13 protein-coding genes are annotated in these 17,226 nt (G+C 58.0%); all 13 read right to left on the bottom strand.

The window, feature by feature from the left end; genetic code table 11:
• Positions 1 to 80: 80 nt before the first annotated feature.
• Positions 81 to 320 (bottom strand): hypothetical protein, encoded by a 240-nt coding sequence (locus HMPREF1153_RS07650; RefSeq protein ID WP_006191821.1) that lies wholly within the window; start codon positions 318 to 320, stop codon positions 81 to 83.
• Positions 321 to 365: 45 nt separating this feature from the next.
• On the bottom strand, positions 366 to 1,847 hold the full coding sequence (gene lysS, locus HMPREF1153_RS07645) for a lysine--tRNA ligase (protein WP_369791802.1): 1,482 nt from the start codon (positions 1,845 to 1,847) through the stop codon (positions 366 to 368).
• A gap of 85 nt (positions 1,848 to 1,932) precedes the next feature.
• Positions 1,933 to 2,403 carry a transcription elongation factor GreA gene (greA, locus tag HMPREF1153_RS07640; protein WP_006191814.1) on the bottom strand — a complete coding sequence of 157 codons (471 nt, stop codon included), beginning with the start codon at positions 2,401 to 2,403 and terminating at the stop codon, positions 1,933 to 1,935.
• A 145-nt stretch (positions 2,404 to 2,548) separates the two neighbouring features.
• A complete protein-coding gene (locus HMPREF1153_RS07635) occupies positions 2,549 to 2,875 on the bottom strand; it encodes a GIY-YIG nuclease family protein (RefSeq protein WP_037370260.1) in 327 nt (108 codons plus the stop codon).
• Positions 2,859 to 3,437, bottom strand: a complete 579-nt coding sequence (locus HMPREF1153_RS07630) for a peptidylprolyl isomerase (RefSeq protein ID WP_009646385.1) — start codon at positions 3,435 to 3,437, stop codon at positions 2,859 to 2,861. The genes HMPREF1153_RS07635 and HMPREF1153_RS07630 overlap by 17 nt, the downstream gene beginning before the upstream one ends.
• On the bottom strand, positions 3,434 to 4,156 hold the full coding sequence (locus HMPREF1153_RS07625) for an MBL fold metallo-hydrolase (protein ID WP_009646477.1): 723 nt from the start codon (positions 4,154 to 4,156) through the stop codon (positions 3,434 to 3,436). The genes HMPREF1153_RS07630 and HMPREF1153_RS07625 overlap by 4 nt, the downstream gene beginning before the upstream one ends.
• 87 nt (positions 4,157 to 4,243) lie before the next feature.
• The gene (locus HMPREF1153_RS07620; protein ID WP_009646409.1) at positions 4,244 to 4,537 is read right to left on the bottom strand and encodes a DUF2442 domain-containing protein; all 294 of its coding nucleotides are present in this window, start codon (positions 4,535 to 4,537) and stop codon (positions 4,244 to 4,246) included.
• A gap of 10 nt (positions 4,538 to 4,547) precedes the next feature.
• Positions 4,548 to 4,814 carry a DUF4160 domain-containing protein gene (locus HMPREF1153_RS07615; RefSeq protein ID WP_037370255.1) on the bottom strand — a complete coding sequence of 89 codons (267 nt, stop codon included), beginning with the start codon at positions 4,812 to 4,814 and terminating at the stop codon, positions 4,548 to 4,550.
• A gap of 75 nt (positions 4,815 to 4,889) precedes the next feature.
• Positions 4,890 to 5,213 carry a type II toxin-antitoxin system Phd/YefM family antitoxin gene (locus HMPREF1153_RS07610; RefSeq protein WP_009646512.1) on the bottom strand — a complete coding sequence of 108 codons (324 nt, stop codon included), beginning with the start codon at positions 5,211 to 5,213 and terminating at the stop codon, positions 4,890 to 4,892.
• Between the two features lie 56 nt (positions 5,214 to 5,269).
• Entirely contained in the window at positions 5,270 to 6,205 is a 936-nt protein-coding gene (locus tag HMPREF1153_RS07605) for a DUF1848 domain-containing protein (RefSeq protein WP_009646378.1), read from the bottom strand.
• Positions 6,206 to 6,283: 78 nt separating this feature from the next.
• Entirely contained in the window at positions 6,284 to 7,309 is a 1,026-nt protein-coding gene (locus HMPREF1153_RS07600) for a branched-chain amino acid aminotransferase (protein ID WP_037370333.1), read from the bottom strand.
• Between the two features lie 172 nt (positions 7,310 to 7,481).
• The gene (locus HMPREF1153_RS07595) at positions 7,482 to 8,486 is read right to left on the bottom strand and encodes a phosphatase domain-containing putative toxin (protein WP_037370251.1); all 1,005 of its coding nucleotides are present in this window, start codon (positions 8,484 to 8,486) and stop codon (positions 7,482 to 7,484) included.
• A 151-nt stretch (positions 8,487 to 8,637) separates the two neighbouring features.
• On the bottom strand, positions 8,638 to 17,181 hold the full coding sequence (locus HMPREF1153_RS12925; protein ID WP_232208246.1) for an autotransporter outer membrane beta-barrel domain-containing protein: 8,544 nt from the start codon (positions 17,179 to 17,181) through the stop codon (positions 8,638 to 8,640).
• Positions 17,182 to 17,226 lie beyond the last annotated feature (45 nt).

Here is a 17,226-nt window from a genome sequence, read left to right as displayed (position 1 = left end):
CATTTTTTCATATCAACTGCACACAAAAAGAACTGCCGCACGCCTTCGTACAGCAGTTCCCTATGTTCTTTCACCCTTATCTAGCGATTGATGTGATGCGAACCGAGGTCGTCGATGACCGCTTTTTCCTTCTTGCCGAGAACCCAGCCGAGCAGCTTGATCTCCGCATACAGCTCCATGCGCTGCTCGCGGTGGTCGCCCTGTGCCTGCATCAGCTCGTTGTACTTCTTGATCTTCACCTCGTACTGCGCCTTGACCTCCGCCTGCGAACGCATCTTCAGCGGACGCGAAGAGACTTCCGGCACTCCGTTCATATTCATGCAATCAGCCTTCTTTCTTTGTGAAAACGTCTGCACTTCGCTCTGTTACTCCGCCGCACTCTCCTGCGCACGCGATGCGGCCTCAGGACGCATATGCGGGAAGAAGAGCACGTCGCGGATCGACGAGCTGTCCGTCAGGAGCATCACGAGACGGTCGATGCCGATGCCAAGTCCGCCCGTCGGCGGCAGGCCGTACTCCATCGCCGTGATGTAGTCGCTGTCCATCGGATGCGCCTCGTCGTCGCCGGCTTCGCGCTGCTTCGCCTGCTCAAGGAAGCGCTCCTTCTGATCGATCGGATCGTTGAGCTCCGTGAAGCCGTTCGCAAGCTCGCGCCCATAGACGTAGAACTCGAAGCGGTCAGTGATGCGCGGATCTTCAGGATTGCGCTTCGCCAATGGCGAGATTTCCGTCGGATGACCCGTGATGAACGTCGGCTGAATCAAGGACTCTTCGACCTTCGCCTCGAACGCCTCGTTCAAGATGCCGCCGATGCCGTGCTTCTCCTCGTAGGCGACGCCGATTGCATCCGCCATGGCACGCGCCTCTTCGACGGTTTTGGCGCTCATGAAGTCCTTGCCCGTCGCCTCTTTCACTGCGTCGTTCATGCTGACGCGGCGAATCTTCGAGAGGTCGATCTCCGTACCCTCGTAGGTCAGCGCCGTCGTACCGAGCACGTCCTTCGCGGCCTGGCAGCATATCCCCTCCGTCACGTCCATGAGATCGTTATAGTCGGCATACGCCTGATAAATCTCAATGGATGTGAACTCAGGGTTGTGGCGCACATCGATGCCCTCGTTGCGGAAGATGCGCCCGATTTCGTAGACGCGTTCCAAACCGCCGACGATGAGCCTTTTGAGATTCAGCTCCGTCGCAATGCGCAGGTAGAGCTTCATGTCGAGCGCGTTGTGATACGTCACAAAGGGACGCGCCGCCGCGCCGCCCGCAATCGTCGACATCACGGGCGTCTCCACTTCAAGGAAGCCGCGCTCGTCGAGGTAGCGGCGGATCGACTGGATGATCTTCGTGCGCGCGATGAACGTGTCCTTGACCTCGGGATTCATGATGAGGTCGACATAGCGCTGGCGGTAGCGCATTTCCACATCCTTCAGCCCGTGAAACTTTTCGGGAAGCGGGCGCAGCGACTTCGAAAGCAGCGTGAAGTCGTCGACGCGCACCGTGAGCTCGCCGCGCCGCGTGCGGAAGACGACGCCTCGGACGCCGATGATGTCGCCGATGTCCAAGAGCTTGAACTCCTTGTACTTTTCCTCGCCCAGAACGTCGAGCTTGAAATAGATCTGAATCTTGCCCGAAAGATCCATGAGCACGGCGAAACTCGCCTTGCCATGACCGCGGATCGCCATCAGACGCCCGGCGATGCTGACCTCCGTCTCGCTCTCCGCCTCCTCGCCGAGCGAGGCGAATTCCGCGAGCAGTTCGTCCGCATGGCGCGTGACCTCGTAGCGATGCCCAAAGGGCGCAACGCCCATCTCGCGGAACTTCTCCATCTTCTCGCGGCGCACGCGCATAAGATCGTTCAGATCTTCCTTCTGCACCGCATTCTGCTGCTTGTTCTCAGCCAATATTTCCTCTCCTCACTCATATATCGCTTGCTTACTTGATTTCTACGACCTCGTACTGAATGATTCCGGCCGGCGCATGAACGTCAACGCGGTCGCCGACCTTCTTGCCGATGATTGCTGCGCCCACGGGCGACTCGTTCGAGATCTTAAACTCCGTCGGATCTGCCTCTGCCGAGCCGACGAGCGTATACGTCTCCTGCTCATCGAACTCGACATCCTTGACGACGACGGTGCTTCCCATCTGCACGGTGTCGGAAGATGCGCCGCCCTGGATGATGTCGCTGTTTCTTATCTTCGCCTCAAGATCGAGGATCTCGCCCTCAAGGAACGCCTGCTCGTTCTTCGCGTCGTCGTACTCCGAGTTTTCCGAGAGATCGCCGAGCGCGATCGCCGCCTTGAGTCGCTCCGATACCTCGATGCGCCGCACGCTCTTCAAATAGTCGAGCTTCTCCTGCAGCTTCTTGTAGCCCTCTTCCGTCAGCATTACACGCTTTTCTGCCATCAAAATTCCCCTTTTCCCGGCACTTGACGCTCCTCCCGCAAGCAACCTCGCCAGGCACGCTCTGCGCCCGGCCGCCCCGCAGGAAGAAGCGCCGTCTGATACTGCCCCGTATATCCTATCATTATAGGTAGCAAGCCGCGCCTTGTCAATGAAGGCTGCGGCTAAAAATCCCCGCTTCAGCCGAAAGCGCGACGCCAAGCCCCGCCTGCGTCAAATGTGCGGCAAGCGCGATCTTCTTTTCACGCGGCAGTCGCTTGATCTCGCACTCGCGGCGCTGCGCCTCGCACTTTTCCGCGAACTCCTCATAGTAAAAGAGCCGCACGGGACGGCGGCTCCTCGTATACTTCGCGCCCCTGCCCGCATTGTGCGCGGCAAGGCGCTTCTCCAAGTCGTTCGTCCATCCCGTGTAGAGCGTACCGTCTGCACAGACGAGGATGTAAGTGAACGCCTTCACCTCACTCTTTTCCCTCACGGCGAATCGTGACCTTTTCCATGACGACCTTCGCGAGCGGCTTGTCTTGGAAATCCGTGTCAACCTTGCCGATCTCGCGCACGACATCCATGCCCTTGACGACCTTGCCAAAGACCGAATGATGCCCGTCGAGCCACGGCGTCGCCGCGAGCGTAATGAAGAACTGCGAGCCACCCGTGTTCGGCCCTGCGTTCGCCATCGACAGCACGCCCTCGCTGTCATGCTTCAGATCCTTATGGAACTCATCGGGAATCACGTAGCCAGGACCGCCCGTGCCCGTACCGTTCGGATCGCCGCCTTGGATCATGAACCCATCGATCACACGGTGGAAAATCAAGCCGTCGTAGAAGCCCTTCTCTGCAAGGTCGATGAAATTCTTCACGGTGATCGGCGCCTTGTCCTCGAAAAGCTCGATTTCAAACGTGCCATGATTCGTCTCAAAAACTGCAATGGGATTTGCCATTTTTTTCGCTCCTTTATCCTTGTCATTCATACCTGCCGCCGAGCAGCCCGTCGTAAAGAGGACGAACGTCGCCAGCAAAAAAACGAGAGCCTTCTTCATCGTGTGAATCCTCCTTCCGCCGTCCAGCGCCGCCTCTCCCCCGCTTCGAGCGGCGTCCAATACGGCACGGCACGCCCTTCAGCGAAGAAGTCCGCCGCCGGCCGCCATGCCGGATAGCCGACGCTGTGCATCGTCACGAGAGCCTTGATGTTCGTGCGCGCACAGAACTCCTTCGCGCCGATGTCGGCGAATTCTTCAAGCCGCCCATCGACAGGGAAAAATGCGACATCGGCAGTCAGCCCGTCAAGCTTCTTCATCTGTTTCATGAAGCCGTTTCGCGCAAACTTGTTGTTCTCCTCCGTATCGCCCTTCCAATGCCACCAGTTGAAGTCCCCCGCATGGAAGATGCGCACGCCCTCGACCTCCACGAGAAACGACGTGCCCGTGTCCGTCGAGTCAAACGTATCGACGCGAAGACCCGCTTCCTCATAGTGGCTGTAGTTTTCAAGATAGACCGTCTTTTCTGCGGGAAACCGCTTGCCGCGCTTCGTGCGCCGAATCTCCGCCGCCATGACGTAGCGCGTGACCGAGGGCGCATAGTCGAGAATATGCGCGTCGAAGTGATCAAAATGCGCGTGCGACACAAAGAAATACACGCGCTCCGCCCCCGCTAAGAGACTCTCAACCGCCTGCGCGGGGTCGAGGTAGTCGTCAAAGACGAGCAAAGTGCGCGAAAGCCGCACGGCAAAGCCGCTGTTCAATAAATATGCAATCTCCAAAAGCTGCCTCCTTCCAGAAGTGCCTGTATCATTATAGCAGAAGAATACGGGAAAAGACAAATTTTTACTCTTCCGGAGATGCCCATCTTATATCGCCATGCTGTCATAGGCATAGCTGTTCTTATAAACAAATTCCGGTGCGATATCAATCTCTCCCTGATTCCATGTGATCACACCGTGAGTCAACACGGGACTGCGAAATATTTTCTCCTCCGCAAGCGGCTTGAATGCCTCACCGATGAGCATCGTTGTATCGAACAATCTCTTTTCTCCCGTAGAAAAGGTAATAAGCATCATACCGCCGCGCAACGGTTTTGCTTCCGTTACCTTGATATTTTCCTGTAATTCCCCGGCATAACAAATGTCGTCCTTTATATACACGGTACTCACCTCAATTCATCGGTGGAATCTTCTCAAAATGTTCGCCCCGAACAGCCAGATTCCATGCCTTATAGGCCTCTTCTTCATAAAAAGCAAGCCAGCCTGCAATAATCTTCAATTGCTTCCGCGGCAGAGATCCTGCCAACAATTCACCATCAATACCAACGACGGCTTCATGCTCTCCGAAATACACATGTACATGCGGTTTATGGTGTTGTCCGATGTCTCGAAACAACATGTAAATAACCATGCCGCCAAACCGACTTAGTTCAGGCATATCACTTGTCCCCCTTTGCTTCCCACGCATGGCGCAAAAATCGCGGACGATCCCATGTCTTGACAAACTCCGCTTTCAAGAAAAGCTTGAGCGGTGCGATCTCTTCTTTGCCGTTAAAGGCTTCGAGAGATTGGTATTAGCATGAGGATACTTCTGCCTCAGTTTTTGCAAAGACTCCTCTGCATCCATCACATTTCCACTATGAAAATCTTCTTCCGCAACAGAAAGTTTTTGGTAAATCTCCTGCCTGAGCATATATTCATCATAAGTTTTCATACTCATAATGACCATATCACCATAGCCATTTTTTGTAACATAAATCGGTTCGCTTGATTCCGCACACATTTTTGAAATCGCGTTGGTATCTTTGAGATCATGAATTGGAACAATCTTCGGCATACACTCACTTCCTTCCCCCATGATTATACCATATTTTCGCCCATGCAACGCACGTCTCACTCGAATAATCCCAGCTGCTCATTCTTCGCCACATACGAAACCTGCCTTGCATCCTGCACGATGTCGCCCGGCTCCACATGACCGATGAGGAGCGGCGAGGCGGGGTCGTGGCGGGTGCGGTTCTTTCTGACGGCGGCGACGCTCGCATTTGCGTAACAGTAGCGGCAGAAGTGGGCGCAGGTATTGTAAACGCCGATGTCGTTGCCAAGAAGGCACGCACAGCCTTTTCTAGCTGCCGAGGTACGCGGAATATGGAAGCGGCAGCCGACGGCTTCTTCGAGGACAGCCTGCGTCATGCAGCCCTGTGTGTCGATGCCGAAGGGCGCGAGATCGTCTCCTTCGAGGCAGGTGCGCACCTTGATGCCGAACTCCCGCCCAACTGCCGCGAACGTCTTGCCGAGCGCGAGACGCTCTTCTGCGCTGACCTCGCGCAAAGCGGGAAAATTGCGCTGCGTCTTCTTGTAGAGGTCAACGAAACTCACGACGCAGTTCTCTGTCGCTCCCGACAGTTTCTCCGCCATGCGGCGAAACGCCTGTCTGTGAAAGTCGAGCGTGTACTTCTCTGTGATGAATACGGGATCATAGCGCCAATGCACGGCGCGTCTGCCGACAATGCGCGACAAGGCGGCAAGGCTCGCGATCGCCGCCTCGACGGGCGGCGTCTCCGGCTCGACATCCTTTCCGTAGGGCGTGATCGTCACGCCCCAGAATTGGCGAAAGGATGCGAGTGCGTCCCTGTACGCGAGAAGCGGCGCGGGATTCTTCGTGCAGAAAACGATGAGATCGACGACGGCGGGATCGAGAACATAGCGCGTGATGCGCTGCGGATCATAGGGGCTTCGCGCCATGACGAATCCTTCGTGCAGGCGCCGCACGAACCACTCGGCATAAAAGGCAGGGATGTCCGTGCGGCTTCCCGTATTCAAGATCATGGCTCTCCCCCTTCCCGCAAAGAAGCCGGACGGGGAAAACTCCCGCCCGGCTTCTCGTATACGCCCCTCGCGCAAGGCTTATTTGATCTCGTAAATCCAACCCTCGGGCGCTTCGATATGACCCATCTGAATGCCCGTCAAGGTATCATAAAGCTTCTGAGTGATGGGCCCCATCTTCTCCATGCCACTTGCGAAGCAGATCTCCTTGCCGTGGTCGTTGATCTTGCCAACGGGCGAGATGACGGCCGCCGTACCGCAGAGGCCGCATTCCTTGAAGTTCGGCACCTCGGAAAACAGCACTTCGCGTTCATCCACCTTGAGACCGAGATAATGCTCGGCGACATAGGTAATGGAACGGCGCGTAATCGACGGCAGGATGCTCGGCGACTTCGGCACGACGAGATTGCCATCCGCATCGACGAAGATGATGTTCGCGCCGCCCGTCTCCTCGACCTTCGTGCGCGTCGCCGCATCGAGGTAGATGTTCTCGGCAAAGCCCTCGCGGTGCGCCGTCATGATAGCGTGCAGGCTCATCGCATAGTTGAGTCCCGCCTTGATGTGGCCCGTGCCGTGCGGCGCAGCGCGGTCGAAGTCACTGACCTTGACCGTAATGGGTTTCGCTCCGCCCTTGAAGTACGGGCCGACGGGCGTGACAAAAATGCGGAACTGGTACTCGTCTGCCGGCGCAACGCCGATGACGGGGCTTGAGCCGAACATGTAGGGACGGATGTAGAGCGTCGCGCCGCTGCCGTAGGGCGGCACCCAAGCCTCGTTCGCCTTGACGACCTGACGCACGGCATCGAGGAATCTGTCCTCGGGGAACGGCGGCATCTCAAGATACTGCGCGGACTCGTACATACGGTGCGCGTTGAGATCGGGACGGAAGCAGACCGTCCTGCCGTCCTCCGTCGTGTACGCCTTGAGTCCCTCGAAAACCGACTGCGAATACTGCAGGACGCCCGCATCCTCGCTCAATACGATCTTGTCGTCGCCCGTGAGTCCGCCCTCATCCCAAGCGCCATTCTTATAATTGGCAACGTAGCGCTGTTCCGTCACATGATAGGAAAAGTCCAAGCTGCTCCAATCGATATTCTTCTTCTCCATGATGATTCCTCCCAAGTTCATGCCACAAGAAAAGGCATACATTTCCGAATCAGCAAAAAGACATCTGTTTCCTCGGGAGGAATCTCCATCCACTGTCACAGCCATCCTTCTGTAATCCTGTGAAATATATACTACATCGAACTCTTTGCGCCGTCAATCCCTTTTTCAAAAGTTATTCATCGGCATCGTCATCCGACTCGTGCGCCGCAAGCCAATCCGACCATGAAACAGCGAAGCCCGCCGACTCATTCTCCTGCACATAGCGATAAAAAAGTGCGATGTGCTTCGCCTTTTCCGCATAATACGGCACTTTCCAATACGTTGAATCCTCAGGCTCTACATGCGCGACATAGCTACCGCCGAGCAGACATTGACGATAAAGGATGTCCTGCAAGGGCACCGCAGGATTCTTCAAGATATCGTACATCGCGAGAAATTCCGTCGTGCGTCCCTCGCCCGCCTGGCAATGAAAATGCAGCCAAATGTTCTCGGGCAAGCTCTTGTAAAACTGTACAAACTCATCGACAGCAGCAGGCGATGGCCATATATGATCGGTCGCCGCAATGCGCTTGTAGCGAAGCCCTGCGGCCTCGACAAGCTCCTTCTCCGTCTGCGCCTCTTCCACGAAGATCTCGTGCTCATCGAGGGGATTCTTCTCCCCACCGAGGTGCGCAACCGCCGTCATCTGCCCTGCCGCACCATGGATGCGCTCCGCCTCATCGGCGAGCGCCTCTTCCTGCGTCAAGCCCACATTGCCCCAATCGTGCTCGCCGTACCAGCTGACCGCTATTCCGTCGAAGAAGCCGTGCGACTCCTCACGCAGGTCGACGATGCAGATCGGCATCTGCGTCTTCTCGGCAAGCGCTTCCAGCAAGGACTGCAAGCCGCTCGCAGAAAACTCCCCGCTGCCCGATGCATGAAGGCGCTCAAGCCCCTCGCGCGTCGGCACATAGGAATCGTCCATGTCCTTCTTGTAAGGAGCATGGAACTCATCCTCCATCGTACGGAAGTTGCGCGGCAGCCCTCGCACATCATCGGCGTCGATGCGCCAGATATAGCCAAGATTGCGCATACGCGGCGGCGCATCCGCCGCTGAAACAACATTTGCCGCGCCAAGCATTGCTCCCAAGACAAGAAGCGCTGCGGCGCAAAGACTCATCCACATTTTCCTCTGCATTTCTTCATATCTCCCTTCTTTTCCATGTTCCTATTATACCATACGTGCAAACCCTCTCCCCGTCACCGAAGTGCGGCGCACAATGCCCGCATGAAAAAGCAGAGCGGCCTTGCAGCCGCCCCGCCTCATTCTTCTATTCTATTCCCATTCCTCAGAACGCCCAGTTCACATGGGCGCTCCCCGTGACGCCTTCGCGCTTGCCCTGCCAACCGGAAAGGTTCAGATCGTAGCTGACGCGCGAATCCTTTGGCTGGAACCTCCAGCCGAGTTCCAGAAGGGCGCTACCGCCCCTGAGGCTCGGACTGGGCGCTTCGTAGCCCATGAAGCTCGCGCACGCCTTGCCGCTGAATTCGTACTCCCAGTAGAGTCCGGCGTAGAGTTCGTTGCCCTCGCTTTCCTTGTGGCTGTACCTCGTGCCGAGGCGCAGGCGGTGCGAGTTGACCGCCGCGAAGTCATAGACGTCGTTGTACTTGCCCGTCTTGATGGCGACATCACCGCCGCTCTGGTACGACCACAGATAGCGCAGCGAGGTGTCGAGCTTGTCGCCTCCCTTGAGCTTCATCGTCTTGCCGACGCTCAGCTCGGCTGCAACGTAGGTATCGGAGCTGTCGTAGTTCGATACGGTGCCGGCGGAGATGCTACCCGTGTAGTCGCTCTTCGCGCGTCCTGCATGGAGCGCTCCCTGCAGCCAGAGGCCGTCTTCCTTCTCCATCCTTGCGAGGACTCCCGCACCGAGGTAGCTGAGTTTGCCGCTGCCGTGCGTGCCGTCGTCGAGATGGGAGTCGTAGCTGCCCTTGCCGTATTCGATGAAGGGGCTGACGACGATCGCCGCGTCCTTCTTTCGGAGTTCCTTCGCCCAGCCGAGGCTGAGGTTCCAGCCCGTGGTATCGATCTGCGAGCCGCTTTCGACGCTCATGCTGCTGCGGCTCATGACGGCCCAGAGGTCGTACTTGCCCTTTTCCTTGTCGCTTTCAGCTCCTTGCCGGATGGCGCTCATGCCGCTCGTGGTCAAAAGATCCGCACCGCGATTGATGAAGTCGGTCATGCCGGCCCTCGTCTCGACGAAGGATTTCGCCTGATCGCTGATGGCCGCCTTGGTGACGGTGGCGATGAGTTCGCCCGAGCCGCGCTTCATGAGGTCGAAGCCGTAGAGGAGCGATACGCCATGCATGGCTTCGACGTGATTGATGAGCGTCGCAGGCGCAGGCGGCACGACGCCGTCCGCATCGGTCGTAAGCGTTCCGCCGTTGACCTTCATGAGGCTGATGACGTCGTTGACCTTGAGGCCATGCGCAAGTCCCATCACACCGACACCGACATCAACGCCGCGGATGTCTTTGTTTGCAACGCCGAGCTGCAGGAGCGTCGGGTTCTCGTTGGCGATGCTCTCACCGAGGTAGAAGTGGAGGTTCTTGATCTTGTCGAAGTCATGCGCCTGGCTGGTGTTCGCTTCGTCGTGATAGACGGCGAGCGTATTGTTATCGGCGGATGCTCCTGCGCCGCCGATGATGTCGCCGGTGACGGTGCCTCCCTTGAGGTTGATGATGTTGTTCTTATTTTCGACGGAGCCGTTTCCGCCGATGACGTTGCCGGTGACGGTCGAACCCCTGCCAATGTTGATGGTGTTCTCATTGGCGTTGAGGCAAGCGCCTCCCGTGACGTTTCCTGTGACGGTGACGCCGTCCTTAATGTTGACGGTATTCCTGAGAGAAGCGTGATGTGCACGCGCACCGTAGACGTCACCGGTGACGTTCGCGTTGATGTTGAGGACGTTGTCCGTAGCGTCGCCCACTCCGGCAGAACCACCGACGAGCGATCCGGAGACGGCTGCATTCACGTTGACAATATTCTTCGCGGCATTGCCGTGCGTGGAATGTGCGCCCGTGATCTCGGTCGAGGCATTCGAGGAGGCCGCCGCCTTGATGGTGACGACGTTCTCTTCGGCCGCGCCCTTGGCTTCTGCGCCCATGATCTTGACGCCGCTGACGTTGCCACCCTCAATCTCGACGGTATTCTTGTTCGCCTTGGCGGAGCTCTTCGCGCCCTTGAGGCTGCCTGTGACGGTGCCCGCCTTGATGACGGCCTTGTTCATCGTCGCGTCGCCTGCGGCTTGTGCGCCGACGATATCGGCTGCTGTGCCGCCCTGGAGGATGGCGGTATTCTCTTCCGCTTCTCCGTTCGTGCTCTCAGCACCCTTGAGGTTCGTGACGGAACCGCCCTGGAGGACGGCCTTGTTCTTGACGGCCTTGCCTGCCTTCGTCTTCGCGCCGAGGGCGTTCGTCGCGGTCCCGGCTTCGACGGTTAGGCTGTTCCCTTCCGCCGTGCCGTTCGCTGTCTGCGTGTCGCCCGCGATGGCGTTCGTGACGGCGGCTCCTGTTTTGAGGGTGAGCTTGTTGTTCTTGGTCTCGCCGCTCGTGCCATAGACGGTCTTTCCGCCGAAGGCATCGGGGACGGCACTCGTGATCTTCACGTCGGCATTCTGCCATTTGTAGGCCGAGAGGTCAAGGCTGCCGCTCGTGGTGGCCGCAGCGTTGTTGTCGGTGACGAGGCTGTATTCGACATCGCCTGCACGCTCGCTGCCCGTAGCCGGCGCATAGCCGTTCAGGGTGAGCGTCTTGCCTGCTGCCATCTGGAAGAGGTGTGCCTTCTTCTGCATGACGTTGCCGAGCCATGCGGATACACTGCCGCCGGTCGGCTTCTCAACGGTGCTGTAGTCAAGCGTCGTATTCTCGTTGAGCGTCAACACGGTATCGCCGTCGGCAACGCTCGAACCAAGGTTGAACTTAATCTTGGAGAAGCCGGCGAGGCTGCCAACTGCGGCGCCCTTGCTCTTGATGTCGAGGGCGTTGTCCGCCGCCGACTTATTGCCGCCGTAGAGCTTGCCCGTAACGTGGACGAGAGCATCGTGCGTGCCGTCACCAATGGTGACGGTGTTGCCCGTGGTCGTGCCGGAGCCAGCGGCGAATCCTGCATAGACGTCGCCTGCGACCGTGCCGCTGTAGAGGTTGACCTTGTTGCCCGTGGCAGCACCGCTTGCCGAGGCGTGCGTGAGTGCACCTGCGTAGAGGTTTCCTGTGACGGCCGCGCCCTTGAGGTCGACGGTGTTGCCCGTAGCGTTGCCCGCCTGTGTGCGGACATCTGCACCGTAGCCGTCAGCTATGGTCGCGCCGGCATGAAGTTCGAGCGTGTTTTCTGCTGCATCGCCGTTGGTCTTGTAGCCGCCTGCGCCGCTTCCGGCTTCAAGGTTCTGCACGAGGCCGCCGTAGGCTGCCGTCGTAAGGCTGCCGCCCATGACCTTGAGCGAGTTCTTCTCGACTTTGTTGCCGACCTTCGTGCGGCCGCCCCATGCTTCCGTATTCGCACCCGTGCTGTAAACGGGATGGTTGTTGGCGAAGCGGTAGCCGATGACTTCGACCTTTTTCGCCGTCGCCGTCTCATTGTCGGTGTTGAGGACGTATTCGTAATCGCCGTCCCTCTTGGTCTCCCTGGCACGCGCTGCATCATAGTTCGTGAATGTGATATCGTTCACACTGTCGGCGAGCGTCAGGATATGGTTCGTCGTGGGGCTTGCCGTGACGGCGTCGATGTTCTTGAGCTTCATCTTCGACCAGTCGATCGATGTGTTCGCTCCATTCGTCAGCCTCAGCAGGGTATCGCCGTGGCTGACGTTGTGCGCGGCATCGAAATTGACGTTCTCGAAATTCTTGACGTCTGCGGCATTTGCCTGGCGGCTGTTGACGTTCAGGGTGTTGCCTGCAGAGCCGCTGTTACTGCCCCAGATCGTGCCGACGCTCGTGCCTGCGGCGACGGCGTTCGTCGCCGTGCCGAGGTTGACGGTGTTGCCCGTGGCCTTTCCTGCCTGCGCGAAGCTGCCGTAGACGTCATGGAGCGTGCCGCCCGTGATGTTGACGGTGTTGTCCTTGGCGAAGCCGCTGCCGTTCGTGCGGCCGCCGTAGACGCTGCCGCCCACGCTGCCGCCCGTGATGTCGACCCGGCTTTCCGTGACGCTTCCCGTCGCGCCTGTGTCGACGATCTGACCGCCGTAGACGTCTCCCGTGACCGCGCCGCCCGTGACATCGACCCGGTTCTTTGTGACGCTTCCCGTCGCACCTGCAACCGTAAGCGACGCACCGTAGACATGGCTGACCGTGCCGCCCGAAATCTTGGCGCTGTTCTCCGAGGCGCTTCCTGCCTTCGTGCGCACCTGGGCGCCGTAGGCGTTGGCGACGGTGCCGCCCGTGATGTTGACGGCGTTCTTCTCGGCGTCTCCCGTCGTAGCGGCGGGCTTATTGTTGATGACGAGGCCGCCGTAGGCTGCCGTCGTGATCGTGCCGCCCGAGACGGTGAGCGTGTTCTTCTCGACCTTGTTGCCAATGTTCGTGCGTCCCGCCCAGGCTTCATTGTGCGCGGAAATTTCGTTGTACGTCGCCGCATGGTTCTTGAACTTGAAGCCCGCGGCCGTGACCTGCGTCGACGATGCCGTATGGTTCGCCGTGTCGATCGTGAACTCGAAATCGCCGCTCGTCGTGCTCTTGACACCACCCGCCGCCGTATAGGTGTTCGTCGCACCCTGCTGGAAGCTGATGCCGTTCGCATTCTCCATGAGGACGAGATTGTATGCTTCGTATGTCTTGATCGGCGCGTTGAACTTCTCGGCGTTGACGTCGAGCTTCCTCCAGTCGAGGTTCCCTGTCGCACCCGAATTGAGACGCAGTACGGGCATACTCTGCGTGAGCGCATGGCTGTTAAGGTTGAAGTTCAGATGATCAAAGTTCTTGATGTTGCCAGCCTGTGCGTTGGTGTTGATGTTCAGGGTGTTATCCGTCGCATCCGCCTTGTTGCCACCATGGATCGTGCCGGTGATGTTCGTGCCTGCGGCGAGGCTGTGCTCGCCGTCGCCGAGTTTGACGGTGTTGCCCGTGGTCGCGCCTGTGCCTGCCGTGAAGCCGCCGTAAACGTCGGTCATCGAGCCGCCCGTAATCGTCACGGTGTTGCTCGTGGCATTGCCCGTCGCCGAGGTATGGGAAAGATAGCCGCCATAGACCTTGCCGTAGCCTGCGCCCGTGACAGAGCCGCCCGAGATGTTGACTTCGTTGCCCGTGGCGCTGCCCGTCAGCACGGAGGTGAAGCCGCCGTAGATGGTGCGCACCGTGCCTGCCTTGAGGTTGACGGTGTTGTTCGTACTGTCGTTCTTCGCCGCAGCCGTCGTGCCTCGGCCCGCCGTCCAGCCGCCGTAGGCGTCGCGATGCGTCGTGCCGTTGATCGTCAGCACGTTATTCGTCGTCGTGTTGCCGATGACGGAGCGGCCTGCCCAGATGTCTGCCAGAGCATTTCCTGTCGTCGGCGTCGTATTGGCGTCCTTGAACTGGTAGCCGCCGTAGAGGATCTGCTTCGCCGTCGCCGTGTTGGTGTCGGTATCGATGGTGTATTCGTGCGTGCCGGTCGAGGAGATTTCTTTCGCACCCGTGTAGTGGCCGACGCTAATGCCCGTCATGTTCTGCAGGAGGACGGACTGCCCGCTCGGCGCGTTGCCCGTATGCTTGAACTTGCTCCAGTCGAAGTTCGTCACCGAACCGCCGACAAGGTTCAGCATGGGGTTCGCCTGGTTAAAGGTCGCGTTGAAGTTGAAGTTGACCATGCTGAAATTGGCGATGTTACCCGCCTGTGCATTGGTATTGACGTTGAGGACGTTGTCCGTATCCGTCGCCCCGCTGCCGCCATAGATTGTGCCGGTGATGGTGGTGACAGCGTTCGTCGTGCCGCTGCCGAGGTTGACGGTGTTGTCCGTCGTAGCGCCCGACGCCGTGAAGCCGCCATAGACATTGCCGCCAACGGTGCCGCCGTTGAGGCTCAGCGTATGACCCGTCGCCGCGCCCGTGCCGGCAGTCTTGCCGCCGTAGACGGAGCCTGTAATCGTGCCGCCCGTCAGCGTGATCTTGCTGCCCGTGGCGCTTCCCGCACCCGCCGCGACATCGCTGCCGTAGACAGAGCCTGCAATCGTACCGCCCGAGACCTTGACTTCGCTGCCCGAAAGAGAGCCACTTCCCGCCGTATGGGCACCATAAAGAGAGCCGCTCAAGCTGCCGTTCGCGACTTCGGCCTTGTTCTTACTCGCATTTTTCGTATTCGTCGCTTGGGCGAGATCGACGCCATAGGCATTGTTGACCGTGCCACCCGTGATCTTGACACTATTTTCCTCGGCCTCGCCGGCAGCCGTCATGACTTTTGCGCCATAGGCATTAGCAACCATGCCGCCCGCGACTTCAAGCTTGTTCTTCTTGGCATCGCCCGCATCCTGGAACGTGCCGTCGGTCTTATGCTTCTTGTTCTCGACGAGGCCGCCGTAAGCCGCCGTATTGAGCGTGCCGCCTGCGACGATGAGCTTGTTGTCCGTGACGGTCTGGCCGCTCGCCGTACGTCCCGCCCATGCTTCATCGTGTGCGGGTGTTTCGTTGTACGTCGCCGTATGATTGCGGAACCGGAAGCCGTTGATAAAGACGTCCTGTGCGGCATTGCCTGTATGGTTGTCTGTGTCGAGGCTGTATTCGAGATCGCCGACGATCTTCTCCTTTGCGCCATAAGGGGCGTAGTTACTGAAGCTGATGCCCGCCGCATTGTGCATCGCTGTAAAGAGCCGCGCATTGTAGGTGCTCGGCGTAAAGGTGAAGCTGCCGGGGTTGACTTCGGCGCCCGCCCAGTCCAAGCCGGTCGTTGCGCCGCCGCCCACCGTGAGCAAAGTGTTTCCAACGGTCGTCGTGCTGTTGAGGTTGAACTTGGTCTTGCCGAAGTTCTGAACGCCGCGCACCGTGATGTTCTGTGTGTTGACATTGAGCGTGTTGTCCGTCATGACGTCGCTTGCCGAGCCGCTCGATGCGCCGCCGTAGAGGAAGGCATTGTTCAGGGTGGTCGACGTCAGAGATCCGTCGCTCTTGCCGAGGTTGATGGTGTTGCCCGTCGCCTTGCCCGTGCCGTTCGTGTAGCCGCCGTAGATTTCGTTGCTGCCGCCGAACGTGCCGCTCTCGATGTTGATCGTATTGCCCGAAGCGTTGCCCGCCGACACATTGTTCGGCGGCGTGAGTGCGGCATTCGTCGCAATGTATCCGCCATAGAGCTTGCCGCCCGCATTGAGCGTGCCGCCCTGGATATTGACGGTGTTATTCTTTGCATCGGCGTTCTTGGTGGTGTCGACAGCTGTCGGATCATTTTCATCCGTCGGATGAAGAAGCAGATTCCGACCTTCGGTATAGCCTGCATAGCCCGTCGTTACAGAAGCGCCGTCAAGGAGATTGAGCGTATTGAAATCCGATCCGCCATTCAATGCCTTCGTATAGCCGGCACGCACCGTGGTGAAAGAAAGAGGCGTCGAACCATTCTTTTTGAGGTTCAGCGTATTGTGGTTCGTCGTATTGCCATAGATAGAGATACCCGCATGGATGTCAGTGGCACTGCTCGTTGTCGGCGTTTCCGTGGCATTTTGGAAACGGTTGCCGTCGAGTGTGAGGACGGAAGCAGACACCGTACCCGTACCCGTCACATTCGCCTTCTTGCCAAATTCGTAGTCACCTGCGGTACCGACAAGGGTCGGAGCATAGTTGGTCAGTGTGAAACCTGCCCCCGTATAGAGCGTGAGTGTCGGAATGTTGACTCCATGAGCAGATAGAGCCGGCGCCCACGACGTGATGCCTTTGACAGCAATCTTGTTCCAATCAAAATTCTGAGTAGTATTGATACCGCGAAGCATCGTATCTCCCGATGCAATATTAGAATCAAGGACGAACTTCATCTTTTCAAAGTTCCTGACATTATAGACCTCGTTCCCCTTGCCCTTCACCTGCAGGAGATTCCCCGTCACATGATCCTTGCCGCTGCCGTTTCCACCGCCTCCGTAAACGCTCAGAAAATAGTTCGCGCTTCCACCAGCCGCTCCCGCCAACGTGACCGTATTGCCTGTCGCATTGTTCTTTTCCGACCATCCGCCGTAAATAGTCGCATGAGACCCGTTCGCCATCGTGTCCTTCAGGATGACTTCGTTGCCTGTCGAATCGCCGCTCGTCGACTGTGTATAACCGCCATACAACGTGCGCCCATTGATATTGCGTCCATCCACCGTGAGGATGTTATTTTTCGTCGTATTGCCAAGCGTGGATGTTCCCGCGTAAATACCAGCCCCATACAAAACGCTAGGCGCTGGCAATGCAGGCGAAGACGGCTTCGTATCATACGTCACTTTTGCATTTTGAAACTGATTTCGGTCAAAATAAATCTCTGTAGCATTGACGGTTCCCACTGCTCCCGGCGTACTTGTATTCGTCGTGATGCCGTATTCGAAGTTACCGCTCACTCCATTGGAGGAAGACGTTCCATAATTATTCAAAGTGAGTGTGGAACCCGTATAAAGAACGATGCGTTTTGATCCCGCACTGCCGGTTCCCCATGTCGAGGCATTGCCCACGCTGACCTTGTCCCAATCAAATGCTTGGACGGTATTGATACCGCGAAGCATCGTATTTCCTGCTGCAACGGTAGTATCAAGGACGAACTTCATCTTTTCAAAGTTTCCGACATTATAGACCTCGTTCCCCTTGCCCTTCACCTGCAGGAGGTTTCCCGTCACATGATCCTTGCCGCTGCCAGTTCCGCCGCCTCCGTAAACGCTCAGATAATAGTTCGTATTTCCACCAGCCGCTCCGGTCAACGTGACCGTATTGCCCGTCGCATTGTTCTTTTCCGACCATCCGCC

This window comes from Selenomonas sp. CM52, assembly GCF_000292955.1.
Taxonomy (GTDB): Bacteria; Bacillota; Negativicutes; order Selenomonadales; family Selenomonadaceae; genus Selenomonas.
Note: the sequence above shows the minus strand (reverse complement) of the source record. Positions and strands in the feature narration are given on the sequence as shown.

Coding starts and splice junctions, on each gene's coding strand:
- HMPREF1153_RS07650 (WP_006191821.1), bottom strand. CDS start 320: ATGAATATGAACGGAGTGCCGGAAGTCTCTTCGCGTCCGCTGAAGATG.
- lysS (WP_369791802.1), bottom strand. CDS start 1,847: ATGCGCGTGCGCCGCGAGAAGATGGAGAAGTTCCGCGAGATGGGCGTT.
- greA (WP_006191814.1), bottom strand. CDS start 2,403: ATGGCAGAAAAGCGTGTAATGCTGACGGAAGAGGGCTACAAGAAGCTG.
- HMPREF1153_RS07630 (WP_009646385.1), bottom strand. CDS start 3,437: ATGAAGAAGGCTCTCGTTTTTTTGCTGGCGACGTTCGTCCTCTTTACG.
- HMPREF1153_RS07615 (WP_037370255.1), bottom strand. CDS start 4,814: ATGCCTGAACTAAGTCGGTTTGGCGGCATGGTTATTTACATGTTGTTT.
- HMPREF1153_RS07610 (WP_009646512.1), bottom strand. CDS start 5,213: ATGCCGAAGATTGTTCCAATTCATGATCTCAAAGATACCAACGCGATT.
- HMPREF1153_RS07605 (WP_009646378.1), bottom strand. CDS start 6,205: ATGATCTTGAATACGGGAAGCCGCACGGACATCCCTGCCTTTTATGCC.
- HMPREF1153_RS07600 (WP_037370333.1), bottom strand. CDS start 7,309: ATGGAGAAGAAGAATATCGATTGGAGCAGCTTGGACTTTTCCTATCAT.
- HMPREF1153_RS07595 (WP_037370251.1), bottom strand. CDS start 8,486: ATGCAGAGGAAAATGTGGATGAGTCTTTGCGCCGCAGCGCTTCTTGTC.